Origin of the sequence: Pseudogracilibacillus sp. SE30717A, assembly GCF_037071985.1 — a bacterium.
In the GTDB taxonomy this organism is placed as follows: Bacteria; Bacillota; Bacilli; order Bacillales; family Amphibacillaceae; genus Pseudogracilibacillus.
The window spans coordinates 201500-224372 of the sequence record NZ_JAXHDF010000008.1; the positions used below are offsets into that span (position 1 = coordinate 201500).

At 34.7% G+C, this 22873-nt stretch carries 22 protein-coding genes; 2 read left to right on the plus strand and 20 right to left on the minus strand.

Features of this window, described 5'->3' with window-relative positions; translation table 11 throughout:
- Nucleotides 1-21 precede the first annotated feature (21 nt).
- The 17 genes from SPD48_RS14195 to gpr all read right to left on the minus strand — a co-directional run bounded on the left by SPD48_RS14195 (nt 22) and on the right by gpr (nt 18033).
- Complete coding sequence (locus tag SPD48_RS14195) at nt 22-288, minus strand: YabP/YqfC family sporulation protein (protein ID WP_336258829.1); 267 nt, start codon at nt 286-288, stop codon at nt 22-24.
- A 132-nt stretch (nt 289-420) separates the two neighbouring features.
- The gene (locus SPD48_RS14200; protein ID WP_336258781.1) at nt 421-945 is read right to left on the minus strand and encodes a hypothetical protein; all 525 of its coding nucleotides are present in this window, start codon (nt 943-945) and stop codon (nt 421-423) included.
- A gap of 30 nt (nt 946-975) precedes the next feature.
- Nucleotides 976-1989, minus strand: a complete 1014-nt coding sequence (floA, locus tag SPD48_RS14205) for a flotillin-like protein FloA (RefSeq protein WP_336258782.1) — start codon at nt 1987-1989, stop codon at nt 976-978.
- 17 nt (nt 1990-2006) lie between these two features.
- Nucleotides 2007-3338 carry an NfeD family protein gene (locus SPD48_RS14210; RefSeq protein ID WP_442962157.1) on the minus strand — a complete coding sequence of 444 codons (1332 nt, stop codon included), beginning with the start codon at nt 3336-3338 and terminating at the stop codon, nt 2007-2009.
- A gap of 697 nt (nt 3339-4035) precedes the next feature.
- A complete protein-coding gene (locus SPD48_RS14215; RefSeq protein ID WP_336258783.1) occupies nt 4036-4482 on the minus strand; it encodes a GatB/YqeY domain-containing protein in 447 nt (148 codons plus the stop codon).
- 14 nt (nt 4483-4496) lie between these two features.
- Complete coding sequence (gene rpsU, locus SPD48_RS14220; protein ID WP_336258784.1) at nt 4497-4679, minus strand: 30S ribosomal protein S21; 183 nt, start codon at nt 4677-4679, stop codon at nt 4497-4499.
- 141 nt (nt 4680-4820) lie between these two features.
- Entirely contained in the window at nt 4821-6152 is a 1332-nt protein-coding gene (gene mtaB, locus SPD48_RS14225) for a tRNA (N(6)-L-threonylcarbamoyladenosine(37)-C(2))-methylthiotransferase MtaB (protein WP_336258785.1), read from the minus strand.
- A gap of 1 nt (nt 6153) precedes the next feature.
- Nucleotides 6154-6912, minus strand: a complete 759-nt coding sequence (locus SPD48_RS14230) for a 16S rRNA (uracil(1498)-N(3))-methyltransferase (protein ID WP_336258786.1) — start codon at nt 6910-6912, stop codon at nt 6154-6156.
- A gap of 26 nt (nt 6913-6938) precedes the next feature.
- A complete protein-coding gene (prmA, locus tag SPD48_RS14235) occupies nt 6939-7874 on the minus strand; it encodes a 50S ribosomal protein L11 methyltransferase (protein ID WP_336258787.1) in 936 nt (311 codons plus the stop codon).
- 34 nt (nt 7875-7908) lie between these two features.
- A complete protein-coding gene (gene dnaJ / locus SPD48_RS14240; protein ID WP_336258788.1) occupies nt 7909-9021 on the minus strand; it encodes a molecular chaperone DnaJ in 1113 nt (370 codons plus the stop codon).
- Nucleotides 9022-9185: 164 nt separating this feature from the next.
- Entirely contained in the window at nt 9186-11030 is a 1845-nt protein-coding gene (gene dnaK, locus SPD48_RS14245) for a molecular chaperone DnaK (RefSeq protein WP_336258789.1), read from the minus strand.
- A gap of 25 nt (nt 11031-11055) precedes the next feature.
- Nucleotides 11056-11676, minus strand: coding sequence for a nucleotide exchange factor GrpE (grpE, locus tag SPD48_RS14250; RefSeq protein ID WP_336258790.1), 621 nt, complete (start codon nt 11674-11676; stop codon nt 11056-11058).
- A 92-nt stretch (nt 11677-11768) separates the two neighbouring features.
- Nucleotides 11769-12794 (minus strand): heat-inducible transcriptional repressor HrcA, encoded by a 1026-nt coding sequence (gene hrcA, locus SPD48_RS14255; protein WP_336258791.1) that lies wholly within the window; start codon nt 12792-12794, stop codon nt 11769-11771.
- A 177-nt stretch (nt 12795-12971) separates the two neighbouring features.
- Nucleotides 12972-14783, minus strand: a complete 1812-nt coding sequence (gene lepA, locus SPD48_RS14260; RefSeq protein WP_336258792.1) for a translation elongation factor 4 — start codon at nt 14781-14783, stop codon at nt 12972-12974.
- A 142-nt stretch (nt 14784-14925) separates the two neighbouring features.
- A complete protein-coding gene (locus tag SPD48_RS14265) occupies nt 14926-15219 on the minus strand; it encodes a hypothetical protein (protein ID WP_336258793.1) in 294 nt (97 codons plus the stop codon).
- An 11-nt stretch (nt 15220-15230) separates the two neighbouring features.
- Nucleotides 15231-16385, minus strand: coding sequence for a stage II sporulation protein P (spoIIP, locus tag SPD48_RS14270; protein WP_336258794.1), 1155 nt, complete (start codon nt 16383-16385; stop codon nt 15231-15233).
- 538 nt (nt 16386-16923) lie between these two features.
- Nucleotides 16924-18033 (minus strand): GPR endopeptidase, encoded by a 1110-nt coding sequence (gpr, locus tag SPD48_RS14275; protein ID WP_336258795.1) that lies wholly within the window; start codon nt 18031-18033, stop codon nt 16924-16926.
- Between the two features lie 219 nt (nt 18034-18252).
- On the opposite strand from gpr, the gene rpsT reads away from it, so the two are divergent.
- Nucleotides 18253-18519, plus strand: coding sequence for a 30S ribosomal protein S20 (rpsT, locus tag SPD48_RS14280; RefSeq protein ID WP_336258796.1), 267 nt, complete (start codon nt 18253-18255; stop codon nt 18517-18519).
- A 56-nt stretch (nt 18520-18575) separates the two neighbouring features.
- On the opposite strand, the gene holA is transcribed toward rpsT, so the two are convergent.
- Entirely contained in the window at nt 18576-19616 is a 1041-nt protein-coding gene (gene holA, locus SPD48_RS14285) for a DNA polymerase III subunit delta (RefSeq protein WP_336258797.1), read from the minus strand.
- A gap of 186 nt (nt 19617-19802) precedes the next feature.
- Here holA and SPD48_RS14290 point away from each other — a divergent pair, with 186 nt between their 5' ends.
- The gene (locus SPD48_RS14290; protein ID WP_336258798.1) at nt 19803-19934 is read left to right on the plus strand and encodes a YqzM family protein; all 132 of its coding nucleotides are present in this window, start codon (nt 19803-19805) and stop codon (nt 19932-19934) included.
- A gap of 128 nt (nt 19935-20062) precedes the next feature.
- On the opposite strand, the gene SPD48_RS14295 is transcribed toward SPD48_RS14290, so the two are convergent.
- Nucleotides 20063-22354: a DNA internalization-related competence protein ComEC/Rec2 gene (locus SPD48_RS14295; protein ID WP_336258799.1), complete on the minus strand. Its 2292-nt coding sequence runs from the start codon at nt 22352-22354 to the stop codon at nt 20063-20065.
- Between the two features lie 54 nt (nt 22355-22408).
- Complete coding sequence (locus SPD48_RS14300; protein ID WP_336258800.1) at nt 22409-22855, minus strand: ComE operon protein 2; 447 nt, start codon at nt 22853-22855, stop codon at nt 22409-22411.
- Nucleotides 22856-22873 lie beyond the last annotated feature (18 nt).

A 22873-nucleotide genomic window follows, 5' to 3' on the forward strand; every position in this document is an offset into this window, starting at 1 on the left:
TCCTCCCTCTTTGATTACTTTTTATGGTTGAAAACGGACCTCTTTAATAGAGCCTTCTAAAATTATCTCCCGTGGATACATCAGCTTAATCATTAACTGATTTCCCTCTATTTTGAGTGTTCCTTTTTCACATTGTAATGTAATTTCCGTTTCTGAAAAGGATAATAATTTGTACTGTTGTTCAATTGCAATACGATTGTCACCAGTAATTGTTACTGTTGGAAGAGACAATGTGTCAGAAGGTAGCGTTAATTGCTTATTGACAAAAGGTTTTATAACTCTCTTCATATAACTCACTCAACATTTCTCCCCTCTTCATATAAATATGTTTGTAGGAAAAAGATAAGAACATGTTTATTAGAAACTTATTATTAAATTGTTACGTAAAAAAAACCATCTGATTTTCAGATGGTTTTAAAATTATCTTTGTTTTCTTTTCATAATAATATTTTGGTATGGATTTAGTGCCCTTGGTGGTCCTAAAACTTCTGCCATAATCACACTTTCAATTAGTCCTTTATGTGTTAATTTCTTATCCACATTAACGTTGACACGAACGTTACCCTCTTCCGTCCGCTGAGCTTCTACTTGTTTTTCAAGCCCAGACTGACGATACTTCGATTGTAAAGAATCGGACTCCAGGTCTTGGGAAGTTTGATATTGACTACGTAATCGATCATACTGCTCTTGTACTTGTTCTTCGATTGATCTAGTTGATATTTCCGCTTCTCTTTCGATCTTCTTCCTTGCCTCATGAAGAGTTTCCCGTGCCTTTTCATATGTTTTAGTTTCTCTTACGTCTGGTACAGCAGGTTGGGGTCTCTCAGGTGTTCTGCTTTGCTTTTTTTCTTCCTGCTTACCTTTACTGAGAAAGTTAATTATCGCTCCAACGATTATTATGATAATAAAGATGTTTCCAAATATAAAATCAAAGAAGCTTTCCATTTTTAAGCCTCCTTATTATTGGCTTTTATCTTATTTCTTTGTTTCATCTGTTCCTGGTTCGTGATGATCTTTCTTCGATACTTTTCCAATTGTGTCTCTCATATCTGTATCGGCATTTATGTTTTTATAATTTAAATAATCCATTACACCCATATTTCCTGAACGTAATGCTTCAGCTAACGCTTTTGGAACATCTGCTTCAGCTTCAACAACACGCGCACGCATTTCTTCGACTTTCGCTGTCATTTCTTGTTCTAAAGCAACAGCCATCGCACGACGCTCTTCTGCTTTTGCTTGAGCGATATTCTTATCAGCTTGAGCTTGGTCAGTCTGTAACATTGCGCCAATATTTTTACCGATATCTACATCTGCAATATCGATGGACAATATTTCAAACGCTGTTCCCGAGTCTAATCCTTTAGCTAATACGGTATGAGAAATAGAATCAGGATTTTCTAATACTTTCTTATGTGTTTCTGAACTACCGATTGTACTAACTACCCCTTCTCCAACACGGGCAATGACTGTTTCTTCTCCAGCTCCCCCAACAAGTCGGTCGATATTCGCACGGACGGTTATTCTAGCTAAAGCTTTTACCTCAATACCATCCATCGCGATACCTGCTATAAACGGAGTTTCAATCACTTTAGGGTTTACACTCATCTGAACTGCTTCTAATACGTTTCTTCCAGCAAGATCAATTGCTGCTCCACGTTCAAACGATAAATTGATGTTCGCTCGATGAGCTGCAATTAATGCATTTACTACTCTGTCCACATTACCACCGGCCAGATAGTGACTTTCCAGTTGATTCGTATTCACATCTAATCCAGCTTTATAAGCTTTAATTAAAGGATTAATAACACGTGAAGGAATAACACGACGTAATCGCATACCTACTAATGTAAATAATCCTACTTTTACACCAGCAGCCAAAGCACTAATCCACAGTGCAACTGGTACGAAAGTAAATAAAATAACGAGCGCAATTAAAATGAGCGCAATAATGATAATTGGAGCTACTTGAGTAAATCCTAAATCCATATTTATTTCCTCCTAGTTTAATTAATTTCTCTAACTACTACTCGCATGCCTTCTACTTGAACAATCATAACATGTTTATCTTTTTCTACAAAGCCTCCTTCAGAAACGACATCAATTCGTTCTTCATTGAAAACTGCTGTTCCTGCTGGGCGAAGTGGTGTTGCAGTTATTCCTTCTTTCCCTACTAATTCTGGACGTTCTGCAATCGAAATATAACCTAAATCAGAAGTAGTACGATCTCGTAAAATAATCTTTTTAAATATACCGCGCTCTGTTCCAACCCATTTAAATAAGATAACAAATGCTATAATCGCAACGATAAATGCTATTGATATACTTAATGACATATGGCCTATATCATAACCAGCTAAAAACAAAGCACCAATAATCGCTCCTACTCCAAGTAATCCTAAAATACCACCTGCCACAAAAAACTCCAAAATGATTAAAATTATTCCCATGACGAGTAAGATAATTGCTTCCATTCCGGCAAGCCCGGCAATTATATGCCCGTAAAAAAATAACATTAGTGCAACAAGTCCCATTGTACCTGGTACTCCAAAACCTGGGGAATATAATTCTACAATAAGCCCTAAACTGGCAACTGATAATAAAATAGGAATCACGATTGGATTTGTTACAAAGCGTGCAACTTCTTCTACAAATGTTGTTTCTGTTTCAACAACTGTAGCATCTGTTAAATTTAATTCATGTAATAGTTCCACACGATTTTGCACAATACCCTCTGCATAACCTACTTCTAAAGCATCAGTCGGAGTTAATGTTAAAAATGCTCCCTTTGGTGCACCATATTCAGGTAAATCAATCGATGAATCAGCCATCGCGACGGCATACTGCGGATCTCTTCCTTTAGATTCAGCGGCACTTTTCATGGCTGCAATCCATGCCGATTGAGCTTTTTCATCTGCTGCATTTCCATCACCCGTAATCACTCCGCTAGCTCCCATTGTCGCATTCGGATTCATGTAAATAGTATCTGAATTTAAAGCAATATAGGATCCTGCTGATAATGCTTCATTTACGATGTAAGCAGTTGTAGGAATGTCCAGCGATTGTAATAACTTACCAATCTGACCTGCAGAATCTACACGTCCTCCAGGAGTATCGACTTCAAAAATAATATGATTTGCCCCTGCTTCAATAGCTTCATTAGTAGAACGGGTTAAAAATGCTTCTAACCCTCTTTCCACCTCTTTTTCAATTGGTATAATATAAACTAATTTATTCTCGCCATTAGCCTGACTTTTATCTAAGGTAGGGTTAAAAGACAAGGAGAGAAGTAGGAAGAAAGTTAAAAATAACCAAGTTGTTTTACCATATTTGGACAAAGTTTATCACCACCTATTTTGTCCTATATACCATTCATAGTAGTAACTTCATCGTACCATATTTCATGCTCTGAATCATTAAATATATCGTTAAATGGTGTTAAAAACTTCGTTGTACATTCATGGATAGTTTATTAGGCTCTCTGCCAAATGTGGTGGTGTATACAGAAGTAGTTGAAAAGGATAAATTTTTTATAGGAAATTATGAGTGGACTCCGCAACTCAAATATGTTTCGCTTTCCGTGGGCGAGTGTCAAGCCTCCTCGGGCGTTGCCCTGTGGGGTCTCGCCGATCTCTTTCTTCCCACTGGAGTCTACACATATTTGGGTTGCTAATTATTGAATTACCCTAGTTGTAAGACATCATTTTTCATCTACTTCTGTATTTCCGCTTTCTCTTTTTGCTTTTCCTTTTCTTAAATTATAGACCTAATCGCTTGTCTCAATAGTATCTTTTTACGTAGTCTTTCAAAGCGTTAATGCCATATGACATACGTTTAATCACTTTTGTTGTGTTATTAACACCTCAATATATCCGTTGTATTTAATATCTCTGTTTGTCAGTTCTTAAATGTCTTTACCACTCAATTAAAACTTCAAATACTGCTCTTATCTACCATGGATAGGAAAAATAAAAAGATCCTTCCACACAAATTAGATGGTGAAGGATCATTTTATAGAACTGATTGCCTATTAAGTTACTGTAAATGTTTTTGGACGAGTTTTTGCACGAATGCCCCGTCAGCTTTCCCTTTGACTTTCGGCATTATTGCACCCATAACTTTGCCAAAATCTTTTTTAGAATTAGCGTTAACTTCATTAATTGTATCTAATACAATGTCTTCTATCTCTTCTTCAGATAGTTGTTTTGGCATATATACTTGAAGTATTTCAATCTCTTTTTCTATTTTTTCAACGAGATCATCGCGACCTGCGTTTGTAAATTCTTTAAGAGAATCGTTTCGCTGCTTTAATTCCCTAGACAGTATCGTCAGTTCATCTTCTTCTTTTAACGTATCTACCCCGAGATGGATTGCTTCATTTTGCAGGGAAGCTTTAACCATGCGAATAACACTGAGCTTTTCTTTGTCCTTATCTCTCATAGCTTGTTTCATATCATCGTTTAACTGGTTTAATAATGACATCTCGTGCACCTTCTTTAGTATTTACGTTTACGTGCTCTTGCGGCTTCAGACTTCTTCTTACGACGTACGCTAGGTTTCTCATAATATTCACGTTTACGATATTCTGATAGTGTACCACTTTTAGAAACGCTACGTTTAAAACGACGAAGTGCGTCTTCTATAGATTCATTTTTTCGAATTCGAGTTGTATTCGGCATACTAATTTCCCTCCCTCCGGAGTATAAAACAATATTAGATAGACATACATACGTGTTCTTAAAATATGCCTGTTACAATTATATTATAAGGTTTAGAATGGGTCAACATCTATTATTCGTTATTACATTCATTTCAATAGGTTAACTAGACTTTAATTGGTCTGCTACTTTTACAAAAATGCCTTCATTTAAAGGATAACCGGCTTTTTTAATTTTCACTCGTACGATCGAACCAATTAAGCTTTCCGGCCCTTCGAATTGAACTTTTAAATAATTATCCGTATATCCAATTAGTTGCCCGCTTTTCAATGAACTTTTTTCTTCAGGTATTACTTCTAAAACCGTATCTTCATATGGCTTAGCATATTCTGCCGCTAATTCATTTGATAGAGCGATCATTTTCTGAACACGTGCTTCTTTTATCTCATTTGGAACTTGATCATCCATTCTGGCTGCTGGAGTTCCAGTTCTTCTTGAATATGGAAAAACATGCAATTCGGCATAACCAATTTTTCGAATAAATTCGTATGTTTCCAAAAACTCGTCCTCTGTTTCTCCTGGAAAACCAACAATTATATCTGATGTAATTGCTAACCCAGGCAAAGCTTTTTTTATTTTCCTTACCTTTTCTGCATAAAAATCGGCTGAGTATTTCCGGCGCATTCTTGCAAGGACCGTATTTGAACCAGACTGCAACGGAATATGCAAATGTCTCACGATTTTTTTGGATTGATCTAAGACCTCAATAACTTCATCGGTAATTTGACTTGCTTCAATAGAAGAGATACGTATCCTTTTAAGCCCATGAACTTTTTCTTCAAGATCCCTTAATAATCTGGCAAAATTATAATCCTGCATATCTTCTCCATATCCTGCAGTATGAATGCCTGTTAGTACAATTTCTTTATATCCGGCATTAACTAATTTTTGCGCTTGTTCCATTACATTGTTAGGGTCTCGAGATCGAAGAAGCCCTCGTGACCATGGAATGATACAAAATGTACAGAAATTATTACAGCCTTCTTGTATTTTTAACGATGCTCGTGTACGATCAGAAAATTCAGGAACATCCATTTCTTCAAATACACGGTTTTGCATGATAGCTGCCACACCGTTTATTGGTAGCCGTGTTTCTTGATGTTGTTCGATTAACTGAATCATATTTTTTCGATTTTGTGTACCGACAACAACATCTACTCCTGATATTTCTAATATTTCTCCAGGTGAAGTTTGAGCATAACAACCAGTCACACAGACAATCGCTTCTGGATTTTTACGCACTGCTCGTCTAATAATTTGTCTGCTTTTTTTGTCACCTGTATTCGTGACAGTACATGTATTGATAACATAAACATCTGCCATTCGTTCAAAATCAACGCGCTCATAGCCATGATCTTTGAACATATTCCAAATGCCTTCTGTTTCATAATGATTAACTTTACAGCCTAATGTATGAAATGCAACTGTAGGCATACTAATTCCACCTCAATTCTTCAAAATGATACGAAATGCCAGCTAAAGCATATAAAGAAGCCGTTTCAGTTCTTAATATCCTTGGTCCTAACCGAACCGGGATAAAGTGGTTCTTTTTTAATGTAGACACCTCTTCAGACGATAATCCACCTTCTGGTCCAATGCAAATGATGATTGAATTATCGCTACTTACTTCTATTAAATGAGAACTTAAAGAGACGTAATCAGCTGTCCTAGCTTCTTCTTCATATGCGAATAATTTCACGTCATATTCATTGCTTGCTTGAATAATTTGATCAATAGTCATCGGTTCTTTCAAATTTGGAATTTTATTCCGATGACATTGTTCACTGGCTTCCTTAATTATTTTACAATATCTTTTAATTTTTTGTGCTGATTTTTTATCATCCCACTTCACAATTGAACGATCAGACTTCCACAACCAAAATTCAGCTGCACCTAATTCGGTTCCTTTTTGTAAAATGAATTCTAACTTATTTCCTTTTGGTAAGCCTTGAACAATTGTAACATGAACAGGCAGCTCCGTGTTTTCATCAAGCCATTCTATTATTTGTACATTCACTTCATTTTTTTCAATTGTATGAATCTGGCATTTCGCTACTTGGCCATCTGGGTGTACACATACAATTTTATCTCCCGGATTACACCGCATTACTCGCGCAATATGGTGAGCATCTTCATCTTTTATTTTAATACTATTTTCTTTCCAGTTATTTTCAGGAACAAAGTATCTCTGCACTTTTTCCACCTACTATATTATACTTTCTATTTTTGGGCAACAATACTAATCCAATTTTCAAATTGATTTATTTTGATAATGTGAAACCCTTTATTTTCAAGTGCGTCTATTACCATTTGTTGTTTTGCTTCAATAATACCAGATGTAATAAAATATCCTTCTTCAAGTAAATTATCCCAAGCTCCATCGATTAATCGCAATATGATATCTGCCAATATGTTTGAAACGACAATGTTTGCTTTTTTATGAACACCTTTTAGCAAATCATTTTGCTCAACAGTTATATTATTTTCTAACTGATTTTTATCTCGATTTATTTGAGTACTTTTAACCGCGACTTCATCTAAGTCATACCCATACACATGCTTTGCCCCTAGTAGCACAGATGCAATACTTAAAATTCCCGATCCTACCCCAACATCTATTACAAGATCGTTTGGGCGTAATACTTCCTCTAATGCTTTTAAGCTTAAAATAGTTGTTGGATGTGTTCCTGTACCAAACGCCATTCCCGGGTCGATGGAAATAATAAGCTCGTCTGGAGAACTTTTTTCATATGTTTCCCAACTAGGAACAATTGTAAATCGTTCTGTAATTTTTGCAGGCTTAAAATATTTTTTCCATTCGTTTTCCCAATCTTCTTCCTGTACTATTTTAGTGACTAATTTATTTTTGCCTAGTGGAATATTATACGATTCTAACTTATTAATTTGCTGTTTAATTTTCTGTTCTTTTTCCGGCCAAATAGTATTGTTTAGAAAATAAGCTTTAATATTTACTCCTTCAACAGGATATTTACTTGGATCTAATTCATATAGTTCGCCAAATCGATCCCTTTTTTCTCTGATTAAGTCTGCCGGATCTTCAATCACAACACCATTGGCTCCTAATTCATTTAATATATTAGATACTGATTCACAAGCTTCATTAGACGTTTGTACAGTTAACTCTATCCAATCCATTTAGCTCACTCATTTCATTTTCAGTGCTTAATATTTATTCACCTTTAAATGCTTTCTTAAAACGTTTAAAAAAAGAATCATCATCTTCCGTTATTGGGTTATTATCAGCAATTTGATTAAATTCCTTTAATAATTCTTTTTGTCGACTGGACAATTTAGTAGGTGTAACTACTCTTACTTTGACATGTTGGTCACCATGCCCATACCCTCTAACATTTGGTGAACCTTTACCTCTTAATCTGAATGTTTTTCCTGTTTGGGTTCCTGCAGGAATTTTAAACATTACGTTTCCGTGAACAGTTGGTACTTCGATCTCATCCCCTAAAGCCGCTTGGGCAAATGTGAGTGGAAGTTCTAAAAATATATGATCTCCTTCTCTTTTGAAGAATTCATGTGGTTGGATTGTAATAATAACAAACAAGTCTCCTGGAGGCCCCCCGTTTATTCCAGGTTCACCTTTACCAGAAACGCGGATCTGCTGTCCTTCATCAATACCAGCAGGGATAGATACCTTTATTTTAGTTTGCTTTTTCACACGGCCAGTTCCACCACACGTAGAACATTTTTCAGGGATAATTTTCCCAGTTCCTTGACAATAATGACAAGCTCGACGATTTACCACTCTGCCAAATGGTGTATTTTGCTCTGTATTTAATTGACCTGAGCCATGACAGTGAGTACATGTTTTAGGTTTAGTTCCCGGTTTTGCACCAGAACCATGACATGTATTACATGTTTCTTCTTTAGGTAGAGAGATTTCTGTTTCTTTCCCAAAAATCGCTTCTTCAAATGTTAATGACATCGTATATTGTAAATCTGCACCTTGACGCGGAGCATTCGGATCTCTTCGCGAACCTCCACCGAAAAACATGTCAAAAATATCGCCAAAACCTGAGAAATCTGCTCCGCCTCCGAAGCCTTGATTTTGTGTTCCTGCATGACCAAATTGATCATATTGTGCTCTTTTTTGATCATTATTTAATACTTCGTATGCTTCTTTAACTTCTTTAAATTTATCTTCTGCATCCGGCTCTTTGTTGACGTCCGGATGGTATTTACGAGCTAATTTACGATATGCCTTTTTAATATCGTCTTTTGTAGCATCACGCTCAATGCCTAAGACTTCATAATAATCTCGTTTACTCAACTCTCATTCACTCTCCTGAAACCATGAATTCAATACTCTTAATCATAGCATTGTTTACTTCTTATAAGCAAATCTATTAAAACCCATTATAAGGATAGAATTTTGTATTCTCTCAAAAAAAGTCAAAGTCAAGAATAACCTGACTTTGACTTTTCTAGTACGTATTACTTTTCAGCTTTATCTTTATCATCATCTACTTCTTCATAGTCTGCATCAACAACATCGTCACCTTTATTTGAGTCACCAGCTTCAGACCCTTGCTGTGCTTGTTGCTCCTGAGCCATCTGTTCATACAACTTTACTGAAAGCTGTTGAACTTGTTCTTCTAATGCTGACTTTTTCGCTTTAATTTCTTCAAGATTGTCACCTTCTAGTGCTTTCTTGAGTTCTTCTTTCGCAGCTTCAGCTTTTTGTTTTTCGTCTTCTGATACCTTATCACCTAAGTCTTTAAGGGTTTTATCTGTAGTGAATACTAACTGATCTGCTTCATTTCGTAGATCAATTTCCTCACGACGTTTTTTATCAGCCTCTGCATTTTCTTCTGCATCTTTCACCATTTGTTCAATTTCATCATCAGATAATCCGGAAGATGATTGAATTGTAATGGACTGTTCTTTATTTGTTCCTAAATCTTTTGCACGAACATTAACAATACCATTAGCATCAATATCAAATGTTACTTCAATTTGTGGAATCCCTCTAGGTGCAGGTGGTATATCAGTTAACTGGAAACGACCTAACGTTTTATTGTCAGCTGCCATTTCGCGCTCTCCCTGTAGTACATGAATATCTACAGCAGTTTGGTTATCTGCAGCTGTTGAGAATACTTGTGATTCACTAGTAGGAATCGTAGTGTTACGTTCAATTAACTTTGTTGTTACTCCGCCCATTGTTTCAATACCTAATGAAAGTGGTGTAACATCAAGTAATAAAACATCCTTTACATCACCTTGTAAAACTCCACCTTGGATAGCTGCTCCTAAAGCAACTACTTCATCAGGATTTACACCTTTAGAAGGTTCTTTACCAGTTTCTTTTTTAATCGCTTCTTGTACAGCTGGAATTCGAGTTGATCCACCTACCAAAAGCACTTTATCAATATCGTTTGCAGATAATCCTGCATCTGATAATGATTTTTTAACTGGAATCATTGTTCTTTCAACAAGTTCTGATGTCAATTCATCGAATTTTGCTCTTGTTAACGTTAATTCTAAGTGTAATGGACCTGCCTCACCCGCAGTAATAAACGGCAATGAGATTTGAGTTTGTGTTACTCCAGATAAATCTTTTTTCGCTTTTTCCGCTGCATCTTTTAATCGCTGAATTGCCATTTTATCTTGTGATAAATCGATACCATTCTCTTTACGGAATTCTTGAACCATATATTCGATAATTTTTTCATCGAAATCATCTCCACCAAGACGATTATCTCCGGCTGTTGAGATAACTTCGAATGTACCATCACCTATATCTAAAATGGATACGTCAAACGTTCCACCACCAAGGTCATAGACTAAAATCGTTTGATCTTCATTTTCTTTATCAATTCCGTAAGCTAGCGCTGCTGCTGTTGGTTCGTTAATAATTCTCTCAACTTCTAAGCCTGCAATAATTCCAGCATCTCTTGTTGCTTGACGCTCTGCATCATTAAAATAAGCTGGCACTGTAATAACAGCTTTACTTACTTTTTCTCCGATATAATCTTCCGCATAACTTTTTAGGTGTTGCAAAATAATCGCCGATACTTCTTGAGGAGTGTAGTCTTTCCCCTCAATCGTTTCTTTATAGTCCGTTCCCATATGACGTTTAATAGATTGAATAGTATCAGGGTTTGTAATTGCTTGTCGTTTTGCAACTTCCCCTACTTGTCTTTCTCCATTTTTAAATGATACAACAGATGGAGTTGTACGGTTTCCTTCAGGGTTTGTAATAACAACCGGCTCTCCACCTTCCATAACCGTTACACAAGAATTTGTTGTACCTAAGTCAATTCCAATTATTTTACTCATATAAAACTCTCCTTTACGACATCTTCTATTTATTTACTTTAACCATTGCTGGTCGTATCACTTTATCTTTTAACATATATCCTTTTTGGAGTTCTTCTACAACAGTATTTGATTCTAAATCTTCCTCTTCCACTTGCATTACTGCGTGATGAACTGTTGGATCAAATTCCTGATTAACAGCTTCTATTGGTTTAATTCCTTGCGCCTCGAGGACTGTCTGGAACTGGTTATAAACCATTTTCATACCTTCCATAAAGCTTTTGTTTTCATCAGAAATTTCAGTTTGTAGTGCACGTTCAAAATTATCTAATATAGGCAAAAGTTCCGTGGCCAATTCTTCGGATTTATACTTTCGCTCTGCAGTTTTTTCTTTTTGTGTGCGTCTTTTATAATTATCAAACTCTGCCTGATTTCTAAGAAGGCGATCTTTTAATTGCTCGATTTCTTCGTTTAACTTATTAATTTCTCCTTCTAACTTTTCGTTATTTGAGCCCTCTTGCTCTAATTCCTCCAAATTAGTAGGTTCTTCTGATTCATTAGATTCAAATTCTACTGAAGACGAATCAGCTGTCTCTATCTCGGATTCATTAGTTTCAGTCTTAGTCTCTTCTTCAGTGATTGTTGTTTCTTTGCCCTGTTCTTCCATCTAAGGCACCTCCAATATTAATTGCCACGATAAACCATAACATGAATTTCTTACAAAATAAACTATTACCTATAGCAAATCTACAAGTTACTTTACTTATTTAAAGTTAAATAAAGTAAGTCAGTCATTTCATTAGAAAGAGATTTTAATAAAGTAATCACCTTTCGATATTCCATTCTAGTTGGACCTAACAAAGCAATTGTACCTAATTGATTCATACCTAATTTATAAGTGGAAGTAATTAAGGTAAAGTTTTTGATAGCTTCAATTTCATTCTCATTCCCAATGGTAACTTTTAATCCATCATGTTGATTAGCTAATAATTTAATAATTTCAGCTTCATCTTCTAACATCGTAAAAAATTCGTAAATTTTATCGACATCTTTAAATTCCGGTTGGATTAAAATATTCGATTGTCCTCCAACGTATAATTTGGCCTGCTCGTCGTAACGAATAACTGACTTAATATATTCATACATAAGTTTATACTCTTTAATATGTTTTTTCATGAGTTCATATACTTCAGTCTTAAGTGTATGTGCCAAATTTACAATAGGTACTCCGACTAAACGATCATTAAGTATATTTACCATTTTCTCGAAATCGGAAACATCGATCCCCTTAGGAATAGGTATAGATTTATGTTCTACATGCCCTGTACTAGTAACTAATATTGCGACCGCTGTCTGCGATGACAATGTAATAAGTTGGATTTGCTTTAATGTAGCATCTACTTCGTTTGGTCCTAGTATAATTGTAGTATAGTTCGTTAACTGTGATAAGACTTCCGCCGATAACTGAACAATATGCTCAAATTCAATAATATTATCTTGGATAATGTTCTTAATAATATTTATTTCTCTTTCTTTTATTGTTGGAGATATCACATGATCGACATAGTAGCGGTATCCTTTTTCAGAAGGAATACGACCTGATGAAGAGTGAGTCTTCTCTAATAGATCTAATTCCTCAAGATCTGCCATGACATTTCGAACGGTTGCAGCACTTAAATTAATCGATTCTTTTGTTGAAATTGCACGAGAACCAATTGGATGAGCCGTATGAATAAAATCATCAATTATAGTTTCTAATATGAGCAGTTGTCTTTCTGTCAACATGATATCCACCTCTGTTAGCACTCTCTACTTTCGAGTGCTAATACTACTAATAAATTATCAAATCGATTTTTTTTTGTCAATTAAGATGTCTTTTGAATCCTGCAATTTTTAATAATAAAAAAATCATTAAAAAACAAAAGAAAACGGCAGGTACTAAACCAACCATTTTCTCACAGTTTATTTATCGTCATTTAATTGTAAGACCGACATAAATGCTTCTTGTGGAATTTCAACAGATCCGACCATTTTCATCCGTTTCTTACCCTCTTTTTGCTTCTCTAATAATTTACGTTTCCTAGTTACGTCCCCACCATATAATTTCGCAGTTACGTCTTTTCGGACTGCTTTAATGGTAGATCGAGCAACAATTTGATTACCAATCGCGGCTTGAACGGGTACTTCAAATTGCTGTCTCGGTATTAAATCCTTTAATTTCTCCACAATTTGTTTACCTCGATTATAACTAAAATCTTTGTGGACAATGATAGATAATGCATCAATCGCCTCTCCATGCAATAGGATATCCATTTTGACTAGATTGGATGGGCGGTTACCGATAAATTCATAATCTAATGATGCGTAACCTTTTGTATTTGACTTTAATTGATCGAAGAAATCAAATACAATTTCAGATAGTGGCAATTCATAAATAACATTGACTCTAATATCATCTAAATATTGCATATCAATAAATTGCCCTCTTTTTCGTTGACATAGCTCCATAACTGGACCTACAAAATCATTGGGAACCATAATAGATGCTTTTACGTATGGTTCTAAAATTTCTTCAATTGATTGCGGATCTGGCATTAACGTTGGATTATCAACCTTAATAACTTCTCCATCTGTTTTTTTAACTTCATAAATAACACTAGGTGCTGTTGTAATCAAATCAATATTAAATTCTCGTTCAATTCTTTCCTGAATAATCTCCATATGGAGCAGTCCTAGAAAACCACTTCTGAATCCGAAACCTAAAGCTTGTGAAGTTTCAGGCTCGTATTGAAGGGATGAATCATTAAGTTCTAACCTCTCTAATGCTTCACGTAGTGGGTTATAATCCTCTGAATTAACTGGATACAATCCACAAAACACCATCGGATTTAATTTCCTATAACCTGGCAACGGAGTAACTGCTCCATTTTCAGCTGTAGTAATTGTATCTCCAACCCTCGTGTCTTTTACTTCTTTAATTGCTGCTGTAAGAAACCCTACATCCCCAACAGTAAGTACATCTTTATGAACGGCTTTTGGGGTTAGTACTCCAAGTTCGAGTACTTCATGATCTTTTCCAGTCGCCATCATTTTTATTTTTTCTCCAACTTTAACCTGCCCTTCTTTCACACAAATAGAAGCGATTACTCCACGGTATGAATCATACAGTGAGTCAAATATTAATGCCTTTAATGGAGCATCTACACTTCCTTCAGGAGCAGGTACACGTTCTACGATCCGCTCAAGTATTTCGTCAATTCCAATATTCTCTTTTGCCGAAGCAAGAATTACATCATCCGGATCAATACCGACAATATCTACTAATTCTTTCGTTACTCGTTCAGGATCTGCATTTGGTAAATCAATTTTATTAATGACAGGAATGATTTCTAAATCATTATCCAAAGCGAGATAAACATTAGCTAAGGTTTGCGCTTCAATTCCCTGTGCAGCATCTACAACTAATATAGCTCCTTCACAGGCCGCAAGACTTCGGGACACTTCATATGTAAAGTCGACGTGTCCTGGTGTATCAATTAAATGGAAAATATAGTCTTCTCCATTTTTACTTTTATACTCTAGATGAACTGCATTAAGCTTGATTGTAATTCCTCGTTCTCTCTCCAAATCCATTGCATCTAAAAACTGCTCTTTCATTTCTCGTTCTGTTAATGCTTTTGTATTTTCTAAAATCCGATCTGCTAATGTTGATTTTCCATGATCAATATGAGCAATAATCGAAAAGTTCCGTACATTTCTTTGTCTATTTTTCATTTGTTGGTGCTCACTCCTACACTACTACCCAATATATTAAAACACATTTTCCTATTAAGGATTATATCAATACGATTAGATTGTTTCAATAGTATCACTTGATAGCATTGTTTTATATACATGTATTATACTCTATTTTTTCTCAATCAAAAAACAAGTTAGCAATTTGATATAAAATATTGATGATTAATTCATACATGCCAGAAACCATTTTTTCAAAAAATGTTGCTGTTTTATGAACAAGAACATCTTCCTCTTCCAAATGAGTGATAGGTTCCGGATCTATTGTCGTCGGTTCAATAACCTTCGCGACTTCTAAATGTTCTTCCTCTATCTCCGGCACATTAATTTGTCGATCTTGCTCAAAGGACCCATACGAAATTCCTCCAAAAAAACAAACGAGTAGCAATAATGAGATCATAATAAACCTTGACATTTCAATCCCTCCTAATTGTTCACCTTTTCTGTTTCCCAGTACAATTCACTAAATGTCTCGGTAATAACATCTGCTGATCGATACATTTCTTCTAGCCTATTTTCATAACCACCAATTTCTAAGAGAAGAGCATTATCCAGCAAATCTTGATTATATACTCCATTTCCTTTTGACCCTTCTTTCGTAATGATACCTTTACTTAAGCCAGGATATTTTTCTTCGATTAAGTTATGAAGTTTCGTTGCCAGAGCAAGGTTTTTTTCATGATTTTTATTATCCGCTCCGATAACAAATAAAATTTGCGCGTAGGATTCACCGTCAATCTCTTTCGTTGTCTTACTCTTAGGTAGGGCGTCTCGGTGAATGTCCATAACATATTGCAGATCTTTATTTTGGCTAATCGCTTCCTGCACGACAGGTCTGGATGCCTCATACGACCTTCCGTACTTCCATCCTTTTTCATTTAAAACTTTCATTATATCCGTATCGTCTACATAGGAACCAATCCCATTTGCTTCTAATCCCTCTGCTATTCTGTCACTTACTTTCGTTATATTAACTTCTTCATGATGGGCACGATTTGAATCTTGCTCATCAGGTAAATGAGGTAAAAAGGATTCTCTATTATGACTATTATAAAGAAAGACTACCTTTCTCCCTTCCGTTGAAAAAGGTTGATCCTTTGGTTCTGGTTTTTCTTTGGTAGAGTCATCAACAGCTTTTCGATCTTCTAATATATCTTCAAGTGGGGGACCGGATTCGTGGGCAAAACTACTAAGTTCATTTAATCCCTCTCCTGCCACTATTACTTTATTTTCGTAAGTTAAAAACCCAGGGATCTCTTGTCCTAGTAAACTTTTTAAATCATTTAATTTTATACTAGTAGCGACATTAAATAAAACTTCAGTCAACGGTTGTTCTGGGGTAACTCCATAAACAAGATCAAATTCTCTATTCTCCATACTAAACAGTAAAGCGAAGATAGACTGATCCACATTGCTTGTCCACGTTGAAAAGACGGAAGATGATAATCGTGATGAGGGCTTAGTAGTTGTGATGATCCCAATTGTCGTAAATAGTAAAATAATGAGAACAATTAATACAAAAATTTGTTTATAAAAAGACTGCATTTTTTTCATAATTTGCTTACTTGATCGCTCAAACATAAAGACATCAACTCACCTTTTATATTAAGATACCTATATTAAACTATGATGTCTTATGTCTAAATAGAACATTAATTGAATTTTAAATATAAACGAAACTGGTAATTACCTAAAATAAATTTCACACAATTTCTTCACTTTGAGATCACGTTTGCTCTTAATTATAATTTCTCTGTTCTAGCGAAGGAAATATGCGTAGACTTCTGCGGGAGGAAAGGCACCGGTGAGACCCCACAGGGCAAAGCCCGAGGAGGCTCAACAGCCGCCCGCGAAAAGCGTAGCATATTTCCGTAGCGTACCTTCTTTTACTGTGCAGTTCTACTTTTCGGTTTATATCGTTCTACTTTTAAATCATGAGCGCAAATCAAAGATGCATCTGGGTTCAATAGATGGAATTCTTAATTTTAGTTACTACACAGTTTATTTCCCGAGAGCAACACAATCTTAAAAAAAGCAGAAAAAATCCGAATTGATTCTAATTGAACCAAGTTCGGATCTCTCTATGACTAACGAATTTGTCTAAGGACTAGCACAATAATTATCTTGTATAGTGGGCATCTTGATCAACTGTTACTTTCTCATGTAGAGCTGCATTTATTCCTTGGGCAATAAGATGTGCCATATCAATCATAAACCCATCAATTTCTTTCGGTGTCACAATTAAATTTCGTCCAGAAGAAGAAAGGACTTCTTCTAAAAGTGATCTTTTTTCTACGTCACTCAAATTGCCGACTAGTCCTAAAAAGGTGCTACGTTTTTCCTCATCCGGCAAATCATCATTTGTTAAGTTTTCATGTCTTATTGGTATGTTTGTTGGTAGCAAAGTACTTCTTGGTGTATCCTTTTCCTTTAATTCACGGCCCATATGCTTTAATAAATAGTCCAATGTATCACTAGCAATCGTTACTGCATCTACCACTGTCGGCACTCCAATCGCTATTACCGGAATGCCTAACGTTTCCTTACTAAGTTCTTTCCGTTTATTTCCTACACCAGAACCTGGATGAATTCCTGTATCTGTTATTTGAATTGTTTCATTTATCCGCTCAATGGATCGAGAAGCAAGTGCATCAATGACAACGACAAATTCAGGTTTAAATTTATCAATAATACTTAATATAATATCGCTTGTTTCCATCCCTGTCACACCCATAACACCCGGGGATATAGCAGCAACAGGTCGGTATCCACTCGATACTGTTTCATAATTTAATTCAAAAAGGTGGTTGGTCACCATTACTTTTTCTACTGTCATTGGTCCTAAAGCGTCTGGAGTAACTTGCCAATTTCCAAGACCTACTATCAACCCTTTACTCCCTTGTTCAATGTTATTTTTCTTCATGATCTTTTGGATTTGTACAGCCAATACTTTTGAAGCATTTGTCTGCATTTTTGTATCTTGTTTTTTTACACCTTCAGCAAATATGGTTATATATGAACCAGGCTTTTTATTTAATGATTTTTCCCCTTGTTTGGAAATTTCTATATGGCTTATTTTTACATCGCGATATGTATCTTCTTTCACACGAACTCCCGGAACTTTATCAGTTTGTTTTTCTTTTTCAACATACATATCCTTTGCTTCAACCGCAAGGTCCGTACGAACGCCATATTGCTTTTCATCTTTATTTTCTTGACCTTTTTCCATCTTTTACACGTCCCTTTTCATATATTAATGGGACTTATAGTATTTCCTTTTTTAAAATAAAAAATGTACAACAATTGAAATAGAGTGCTTTATCTGATAAAATACGTTTTGTCCAATAATTATATTTATTATTAAAATTGGACACCTCATACCCAGATGCCTAAAAACATTTTGAAATGGTATAGTAAACTTACTTAGGTTATAACAGGAGGTGACCCCATGGCAAACTTAAAATCTGCGATCAAACGAGTAAATACTAATAATAAAAAGAGAGAACGTAATCAAGCTATTAAATCAAACATGCGTACTCATATTAAACAGGTTGAAAAATTAATCGAGGCAAATGATGTGGAAAATGCTAAAACAGCATTTCAATCAACTGCAAGAGTAATTGATAAAGCAGTACAAAAAGGTGTTATCCATAAAAACAACGGAAATCGCCATAAAGCACGTTTATCTCAAAAATTAAACAAAGTTACTGCATAATTTTTAAAAAAGCGATCAACTATGATCGCTTTTTTGTTTTAAGTATTTAAAATACATTAAACTCTTTCGTATGAAACTGGTTCCTTAATCAAATGATATAACAACATCTCAAATGCCAAATTTTTATCCATTTTCCCGGTCTTAATTGCCATATCCGTATTAGTCAATTCATTTATAATAGCAGATAATCTTTCTTCACTAAATGCTGCACTTCTTTTTGCAGCCAATTGAACTACATAAGGATGAACTTTGATTTCCTTTTGTATTTGCTGATTGGCAAATCCGTTTTGCTTTAGCAACTTCACTTGATATATAACTCTAAATTGATATGCCAGTAAAGCAATTAATCCTATCGGTTCTTCCTTTTGTTTTTCTAAATCTTTATAAATTTTTATTGCCGTATGTAAATCTTTTTTTAATACAGCATCTACAAGCTCTAATGCATTAAAAGTTAATGAAGAAGAAGCAACATTTTTGACTATTTCACCTGTAATCATTCCTTCTTCACCAACAAATAAAGCTAACTTCTCCATCTCTTGTTGAAGTAGATAGAGATTATTGCCAAATTCAGTTTCCAGTAAAAATAACGCTTCTTCTTCCATGTTAATTTTATATTGTTTTGCCATAAACTGAATCCATTTTCGTAATTCCTTATCTTTTATCGGATTACAATCAACAGTAACTGCTTTTTGTTTAAGGGTTTTTGTAATCTTTTTCCTTTCGTCTAACTTCTCAAATGCAGCGACGATAACAATGACAGTGAATTCTGCCGGGTTTTCTATATACGATTCTAATTTCTTTAGATCGTGATTGACTGAAATACTGTCGGGTTTTGTTTTTAAAAAAGTCGGTTCACTCAAAAAAAATAATTTCTTTTCATTAAAAAACGGAATTGTCTCAGCATCGACAATTATCTCCTGAATCGAGATGTCTGTTAAATCATATGTAGTTATATCTTCACTAATTTCCCTTGATAATACATGAGTAAGATTTTGTTTAAATTGTTCAATAAAATATTGTTCTGTCCCATACAGTAAATAGACAGGTTTAATTTGGCCTTTTCTTAGATCAGTGATCACTTGATTTAATGACGACATCACATTCATTCCTTTACAAGGTCGTTCACTGATAATAATAGCAAAATTCTTTCATTATTGATATAATTTAAGCACATACTATAATAAATTCATTAATCAGCTATGTGTATTTAGAACTTATTTGTTGTTACTAGATTTATTTCCTTTTTTATTTTATACTATGTACAGATACAGGAGGCGAAGAACATGAACGAATTTGAAAGAGATCCACAAGAAAAAAGTAATGATATTCCTCATGCAGCAGCTGGGTTTATTTATTCTTTTGTATTTTTTGTATTGATTTTTGCCATTGGAACAGTAATTAGTTTTATCAACTAATACATATGAAAACTTAAAAATGCTTATAAAAGCACTAAGCTTGTAATGAAACCTATTTCACTACAAGCTTTTTTTATTACGATTCATATACTATGTTTAAACTAGATCCTTGTATTGTCTCTACATTGCTATTCTTCTAAAAATGATTTAAAAATCCCGTTTGTGCCGATGAAATGATATTGAACTGCTCCTTGAAGATCAGTACGATATACAATCACAGCCTGCTCATTTAACGTTTGAAGCACTTCCTTTGTTGGATGTCCATAACGATTGTTCACTCCTGCCGAAATTAATGCATAGTCAGGCTTAGTATACTGAATAAATGCTGTATCTGTTGAAGTATTACTACCATGATGTCCTACCTTTAATACATCAATATGTAATTTTGGAAAGTAATTGATTATTGACCGTTCTGTCTCTTTTCCAATATCACCTACAAAGAGCCATCCTTTTCCGCCAAGGCTGGTATAAATGACAAGTGAATTTTCGTTTTCGTCATTTTTATCTGTTTTTGGTGATAGCACTTGAAAAAGTTGACCTTTTCTTTCTATTATTTCATTAAATTTAGCAATTGTCAGAGCAATTTGATGCTGATTTATTAAATCAATTTCCTCATATTGAAGAGCATGATATTCATTTATCACTACTTCATCAACCTTAATTTCTTCTAAAATATAACTCATACTTCCCGAATGATCTAGATCATTGTGACTCAGAAAAATAGTATCAATTTTATAAATCCCTCTTCCTTGCAAATACGGACGAATGATTTGTTTATACACTCTATCAGTCGGTGCAAAATCATGAAACGAAAATGAAGCACCTGCATCAATGATAAAAACACCTTTTCGATAAGGCAACTCAATGATAAATGCATCCCCTTGACCGATATCTAGCATAGTAACCGTCCCAACAGGAGAAAAGAAAGGTCGCAAAGATAGAAAGGTAAGAAGAGCGATTAAACATAATCCGTATCTAAATGAACGTATTAGCCGAAAGTTTTCTAAATTTACCATCATTAATACAAATAAAAGATAATAAATACAAACATAATAAAAAGGAAAATCACCAATTAATAAAGGATAGTTCAAATAAGAATCTACTTTTTGAATAAACCATAATACAATTTGATGGATGAAAATAAAAAAATCTTCCATAAAGTCAACTAAAGGATCTGGTAAAAATGATATAAATAGTAAACTAAACATGAACGGAATAACAAATAAAGAGAAATAAGGTACGACAATAACATTTAACAAAATTGACAATGGCTGAAAAATTAAAAAGTAATGTACCTGAAGAGGAAGGATTACCATTTGAGAAACAAAACTTATTTGGAAAATACGTTCTATATTAGACTTTGCATTTGCAATCCATTTTTGGGAAAGAATCAGACCAAATGTAACTGCAAAAGACAGTTGAAACCCAATATGATAAATAATATACTTATCGAATAAAACGAGGAAAAGGAATATGATACTTATTCCATCTGTATAGTTGATTTTAATTTTTGCTTTTTGAATGATTGAAATGAATAAGACCATCAAACTAGCACGCCATACAGACGGCTGTCCACCTGCCATTACAGCATATATTGGTAAGAAAATGATTAAGAACCAATTCGCTCTTTCTTTTGTAGTGATAGAGAAACGAACTAGCCCTACGTAAAGAATTGCTACAATTATTCCAATGTGTAACCCTGATATAGCTAATATATGTGACAGACTCCATCTTTGAAACAACTCAATTATTTCAGTATCTAGTAAGCTATCATCTCCAAGCACTAAAGCATGTAACCAAGATGCCGTCTCTGGATGTAATTTATCGCTAGTTAGCTTGATCAATTTCATACGAAAAGAATAAAGATATTCAAAAAAAGAATTATCTTCGCAAGATATGGAGTCTAAGGAATCTAATATTAACTGGTTGGTTATACCCTTTTTATGAAGGTATTGTTCGTAGTCAAATTGGTATGGGTTCCTTGCATGAGCAGGTCTTTCAAGCACCCCTTCGACTGTGCAGGTTGCACCATAACGAAGTGTTAGAAATTGATGTGCGTCTCTGTTCTCTTCAGCATCTAAAAAGTGTAAAACGAGGATAGGGTCTTTTCGATTTGTTTCTTTTAATATAAACTCTATCTTTTGTTCCGTGATTGTAACAGGACTATCAATTATACCAGTATATTGCTCTTTGACTTTATCCTCGGATAAAATAGAAAGGGTCGTTGGAGGGAGATAAAAATAGAAAAATAAAAGAGAAATAAGTGCCAAAGATAAGAGGGACATCGTTACTTTTTTACGATAAAATAAAAATAGAAGCCATACAATAAATAAACAAAATAAAAACAGATTTTCAGTATTTAAAGTAATTACACTTACAACACAACTAAATGCAATAACATACCAAAAGTTTTTAGCCATTCACATTCTCCAAAAGGAGCAGTAATCACCTCACTTGTCCCTTTTTCACGTTTATCACACAATTATTTGTACATCTTTTAGCTGTATCTTTTTTATTTGTACATTCGCTTCCTTAAATAACTGCATCGCCAACTCGTGATTCCGATAATCAGCTTCATAATACACTCGAGTTATACCCGCTTGTATAATTTGTTTGCAACATTGTAAGCATGGAAAATGAGTTACATATAGATCTGTATTATTTGTTGCAACACCGAATTTTGCACATTGGAGTAACGCATTTGCCTCTGCATGAACTGTTCGAACACAATGCCCGTCTACAATATAACATCCATCATCAATACAGTGATCTCCATCCGCAACACTGCCATTATATCCACTAGCAATAATTCGGTTTTCTCTTACAATTACTGCTCCAACCATTAATCTCGTACATGTACTTCTTAATGCAACTAAGCGCGCTTGCGCTATAAAGTATTGTTCCCAAGAAATTCTCTCCATTATTTCGTCTCCTTCTAT